The sequence below is a fragment of the Corallococcus sp. AB030 genome (genome assembly GCF_003668965.1).
Classification (GTDB): domain Bacteria; phylum Myxococcota; class Myxococcia; order Myxococcales; family Myxococcaceae; genus Corallococcus; species Corallococcus exiguus.
Genome location: NZ_RAWQ01000365.1, coordinates 1 through 4,773 on the forward strand (window position 1 = coordinate 1; position 4,773 = coordinate 4,773).

At 72.9% G+C, this 4,773-nt stretch carries 4 protein-coding genes; 1 reads left to right on the plus strand and 3 read right to left on the minus strand.

Annotated features, from left to right (window positions below; genetic code table 11):
* Positions 1-86: 86 nt before the first annotated feature.
* The gene (locus tag D7Y15_RS42295; protein ID WP_120581466.1) at positions 87-2,327 is read left to right on the plus strand and encodes a spermidine synthase; all 2,241 of its coding nucleotides are present in this window, start codon (positions 87-89) and stop codon (positions 2,325-2,327) included.
* A 31-nt stretch (positions 2,328-2,358) separates the two neighbouring features.
* Here D7Y15_RS42295 and D7Y15_RS42300 read toward each other — a convergent pair whose 3' ends face one another.
* The 3 genes from D7Y15_RS42300 to D7Y15_RS42310 form a co-directional block, all read right to left on the minus strand.
* Positions 2,359-3,129, minus strand: coding sequence for a YoaK family protein (locus tag D7Y15_RS42300; RefSeq protein WP_120581465.1), 771 nt, complete (start codon positions 3,127-3,129; stop codon positions 2,359-2,361).
* A 23-nt stretch (positions 3,130-3,152) separates the two neighbouring features.
* Positions 3,153-3,503, minus strand: coding sequence for a histidine triad nucleotide-binding protein (locus D7Y15_RS42305; protein ID WP_120581464.1), 351 nt, complete (start codon positions 3,501-3,503; stop codon positions 3,153-3,155).
* 62 nt (positions 3,504-3,565) lie between these two features.
* Positions 3,566-4,773, minus strand: a 1,208-nt coding sequence (locus D7Y15_RS42310; RefSeq protein ID WP_121756098.1) for a hypothetical protein, incomplete at its 5' end; no start/stop codon positions are given.

The window sequence follows — 4,773 nt, forward strand, 5'->3', positions numbered from 1 at the left end:
GTGTTTACAAGACTGTCGCCCAGGCGGGAAACACCCGGAGCGCGGGACCCCTACGCCGTGCGTCTTCCCCCCGCCCCCGAGGCCGCATGGTGCGCTACGCCCTCGCCATCTTCACCAGCGCCTTCCTGCTCTTCGGCGTCCAGCCGCTGGCGGGCCGCTACGCCCTGCCTTGGTACGGCGGCACGCCCGCGGTGTGGACCGCGTGCATGCTGTTCTTCCAGGCCGTGCTGCTCGCGGGCTACGCCTACGCGCACGCGGTGGCCTCCCGGCTGCGCCCGCGCGCCCAGGCCGCCCTGCACCTGAGCCTGCTGGTGGTGGCGTTGGCGGCGCTCGCGGCGCGGGCCTCGTGGACGGGCTCGCCGCTGGCGCCAGGGGACGGCTGGCGCCCCGTGGACGACCACCTGCCCGTGCTCCGGTTGATGCGGATGCTGGCCGCCACGCTGGGCCTGCCCTTCTTCGTGCTCAGCACCACCGGCCCGCTGCTCCAGTCGTGGTTCGCGCGCGCGCGGCCGGAGCGCTCGCCGTACGTGCTCTACGCGCTCTCCAACGCGGGCTCGCTGCTGGCGCTGCTGGGCTACCCGTTCCTCGTGGAGCCCTGGGTGGGCCGGAGCGCGCAGGCGTGGGGCTGGGCCGTGGGCTTCGTCCTCTTCGTCCTCTGTGTCCTCGCCTGCGCCCGGGACCTGCTGCGCCGCGCCCCCGCGACGACCCTCCCCGAGCCCTCCACGAGCCCGAGCACGGAGGCCCGCTCCGAGGCCTCCACCGCCTCGGCGCGTCCGGGCATGGGACCCACGCTGACCTGGCTGGCGCTGAGCACGTGCGCGTCGGTGCTGCTCCTGGCCACGACGAACAAGCTGTCCCAGGACGTGGCGGCGGGCCCCTTCCTGTGGGTGATGCCGCTGGCGGTGTACCTGGTCACCTTCATCCTGGCCTTCTCGCGCGAGTCCTTCTACGCGCGCACGCCGTACTCGGTGGGGCTCATCGCCTCCGTGGTGCTGGTGACGTACGCGCACAAGGAGGGCCCCGCGCTGGGCCTGGGGTGGCAGGTGCTCTTCCACGCGTCCGCGCTCTTCACGGGCGCCATGGTGTGCCACGGCGAGCTGTACCGGCGCCGCCCGGCTCCGCGCTACCTGAGCGCCTTCTACCTCTGGGTGTCCGTGGGCGGCGTGCTGGGCGGCGTGTTCGTCAACCTGGTCGCGCCCGCTGTCTTCACCACCTACTGGGAGCACCCGCTGGCGCTGGCCGCGTGCTGCGGGGTGGCCTTCGCGGGGCTGATGCGCAGGCCGAAGGAGGAGACGTCGGTGGCGCGCACGCAGCGCCTCTTCCGCGGGGCGCTGCTGGTGGGCGTGGCGGTGCACCTGCCGGTGCTCGTCCTCACGGACCTGGATCGCGTGCGCTTCGCCGGGCGCAACTTCTTCGGCGTGGTGCGCGTGCTGGAGCTGTCCGCGAACGACCCCCAGCAGCACCAGTACGTCCTGCGCCACGGCGCCATCACCCACGGCTGGCAGTACATCCGCCCGGAGCGCCGGAACCTCCCCACGGCGTACTACACGAAGGACGCCGGCCTGGGGCTCGCGCTCGCGGAGCAGCGCCGGTTGCGTCAGGCCCAGGGGCTGCCCACCGGCTTGCGCGTGGGCATGCTGGGGCTGGGCGTGGGCAACAGCGCCACGCTCATGGCCGCCGGGGACGACGTGCGCTTCTATGAAATCAACCCCGACATCATCGACCTCGCCAAGGGGCAGGGCGGCTTCTTCAGCACGCTGACGGACACGCCCGCGCACGTGGAGGTCGTGGAAGGCGACGCGCGCATCTCCCTGGAGAAGGAGCTGGAGCAGGGCTCGCGCCAGTTCGACGTGCTGGCGCTGGACGTCTTCAGCTCGGATGCCATCCCGGTGCACCTGCTGACGAAGGAGGCGGTGGCGCTCTACCTCCAGCACCTGGCGCCGCACGGCTTGCTGGCGATGCACATCAGCAACCAGCACCTGGACCTGGTGCCCATCAGCCTGGCGCACGCGGGGGCCGCCGGCCTGACCGCGGCGCTCGTCGCGCGGGACAGTGACGGCGACGCGGTGGCCAGCTCGTGGATGCTGCTGAGCCCGGACAAGGAGTTCTTCGGGGGTGCCACCTTCAGCAAGACCCGGGCGCGCGTGCGCCGGCTGGTGCTGCGCGGCGAGCCGGAATACGTCTGGACGGATGAGCGCAGCAGCGTGCTCCAGGCGCTGCGCCCCAGGGCCCAGGGCCCTGCCGGGGCCAATCCGAACGTCATGGACGCGCCCGCGCAGGCCCAGGTCCAGCCCGCGCAGCCCGTGGTCCAGCCCGCGTCGCCCTGACGGGACGCGGCGCGCCGCCTTCCCGGATGCTTCAGCGGCCCGGAACGGTGGGTGCCTGCGCGGGCTTCACGGTCAGCCGCACGTCCAGCGCGGCCAGCACGCCCAGCACCGCGCACGGCAGCACCAGCGTCACGGCCCCGTGGCGCAGGAACAGGTAGGGGCCCAGCGTGGAGCCCGCGAGGAACGCCAGCGCCAGGCCCAGGTGCAGCCGTGTGCGCTCGAACTGCACGGCGGAGGGCAGGTCCCTCACGCGGTGCCATAGCCCCGGCGCGCCTTCCCCGCGGAGGCCGTCGCGCACCCACGCCAGCATCTGCACCAACTGGATGCCGATGTCCGTGAGCAGCCCTGTCACGTGTGTGGTGCGCACCACCGCGCCGGACACCCGCGTGACGAGCGCGTTCTGCAGCCCCATGGCGAAGGCGATGCCCCAGAGCAGCGCGGGCGCGTGCGTGCCCGGCATGGATGCCATGGCCACGCCCACGCCGCCCAGCACGAGCGCCTCCAATAGCAGCGCGGCCACGTGACGGCCCCTCGTGCGGTGGCGTGAGGCATCCAGGAGGCCCGTGGCGCAGAAGGCCCCGGCGACGAACAGCCCCATCAACTGCGCGGGCAGCCGCGCCGTGTCCCAGCGGCCCTGGGCCAGGGACTCGCCCAGCGTGGCCATGTTCCCGGACATGTGGGACGCATGCGCGCCCATCGCCACGAACCCCATGGCGTTGACCGCGCCGGCCACGGAGGCCAGCAGCACGGCGAGGCGGGAATAGGCACGGCGGGACTGGGGCGACGACTGGGCACTGAACATGATGGGCGGGACTGGGACGACGGCTAGCCTGGCGGCCAGTGCAGGGTGCGGCCCGCGAGCAGGTGCAGGTGGATGTGGAACACCGTCTGGCCCGCGTCGCGCTGGGTGTTCATCACCACGCGGTAGCCCGTGTCCGCGTGGCCCCGCTCGCGCGCGACCTTCGCCGCGGCCATGGAGAGGTTGCCCACCAGCTCCCGGTCCTCGGCCGTGATGTCATTCACCGTGGCGATGTGCTTGCGCGGGATGAACAGCACGTGGGTGGGGGCCTGGGGGTTGATGTCCTCGAAGGCCAGGCAGTGCTCGTCCTGGTGGACGATCTTCGCCGGGATGAGGCCATCGCGAATCTTGCAGAAGAGGCAGTCGGATTCGGGCATGGCCTTGGCTTACCAACCCGCCGGTGGAGCCGGAAGGGTCTTCCGCGTCCCAACTGTCCCGCTCAGGGCAGTCGCCACGAATATCCGGGGTCCGGCGTGCAGTCCGCCACGGGCAGCTTCACCAGCGCCAGGGGGCCGTCCTGGACCAGCAGCGTGCCCGCGCCCTCGAAGCCCGCCCGGGTGATGACGTGGCTGAACCGGCGGGAGTCCCGCCCGGGGCCGTTGTGGGGATACAGCGGCACCTTCCGGTGGAAGTAGCTGTAGCCCCCCGTCCACGCCAGGTGCACCGCCTCCACCTTGAGGCCGCACACGTCGTCGCGCCGGCCCGCCGCCTCCAGCAGCCGGTTGACCGTGCCCTGGTCATCCCAGGCGCTGTCCTTGGGGCGCACGCGTTCGTACTGGCCCACGTCCCCGAAGGTGAGCGCCCCCGCGCCCGCGCCGGACAACAGCGCCCCCGCCACCACCGCCACCGTGGCGGTGGCCTTCGCCGGAGCGCCGCGCAGCACCCGCAGGATGGAGTCCAGCCCCACGCCCGCGAGCGCCGCGAACAGGGGCAGCACCGGCACCAGGAAGCGCAGTTCCTTGTGCGGCTGGTTCGCGTGCAGGAGGAAGAACGCCGCGGCCAGGAAGGACAGCCCCCACGCCCGGGGTACGGCCAGCACGGCCAGCGCGGCCGTGAAGACGGTCAGCACCGGCATCGCCGTGCGCAGGATGCGCGGGTAGTACTCGAAGGGCTCCGTGCCCCACTGGGCCGCCTTGCCCTGCACCACGTTGAAGTCCAGGTAGACGATGGCGGAGTGGAACCACCGCCCCCAGGTGAGCTTGTCCAGGAGGCCAAAGGCCAGCGCCCACCCGGACAGCACCGCCAGCGCCACGCCCGCCTGACGCCACTGGCGCCGGCAGAGGAGCACCGCCAGCAGGCCCACGCAGAACACGCCGTTCTGAAGCCGCAGCAGCACCGCCAGCCCCAGCAGGGACGCCCCGGTGAGCAGCGAGCGCCGGGACGCGGCCTTCGGCAGCGCCAGGGCCAGGCCCAGCACCACCGGCAGCACGGACGCGTTCTCGCTCATGGCCCGGGGCGCGAAGTACAGCGGCACCGACGCCAGGGCGAACAGGGCGGCCCCGCCGGAGGCCGCCAGGGTGGAGGCCCCGGACGCTCGGGCAAGCCGCCACGTGGCCCACGCCGTCGCCGTGCCCACCAGCGCGAAGAAGCCCTTCACCAGCCCCAGGTAGCCCGCCGGGTCCGTCAGCCCCACCAGCCGCCCCAGCC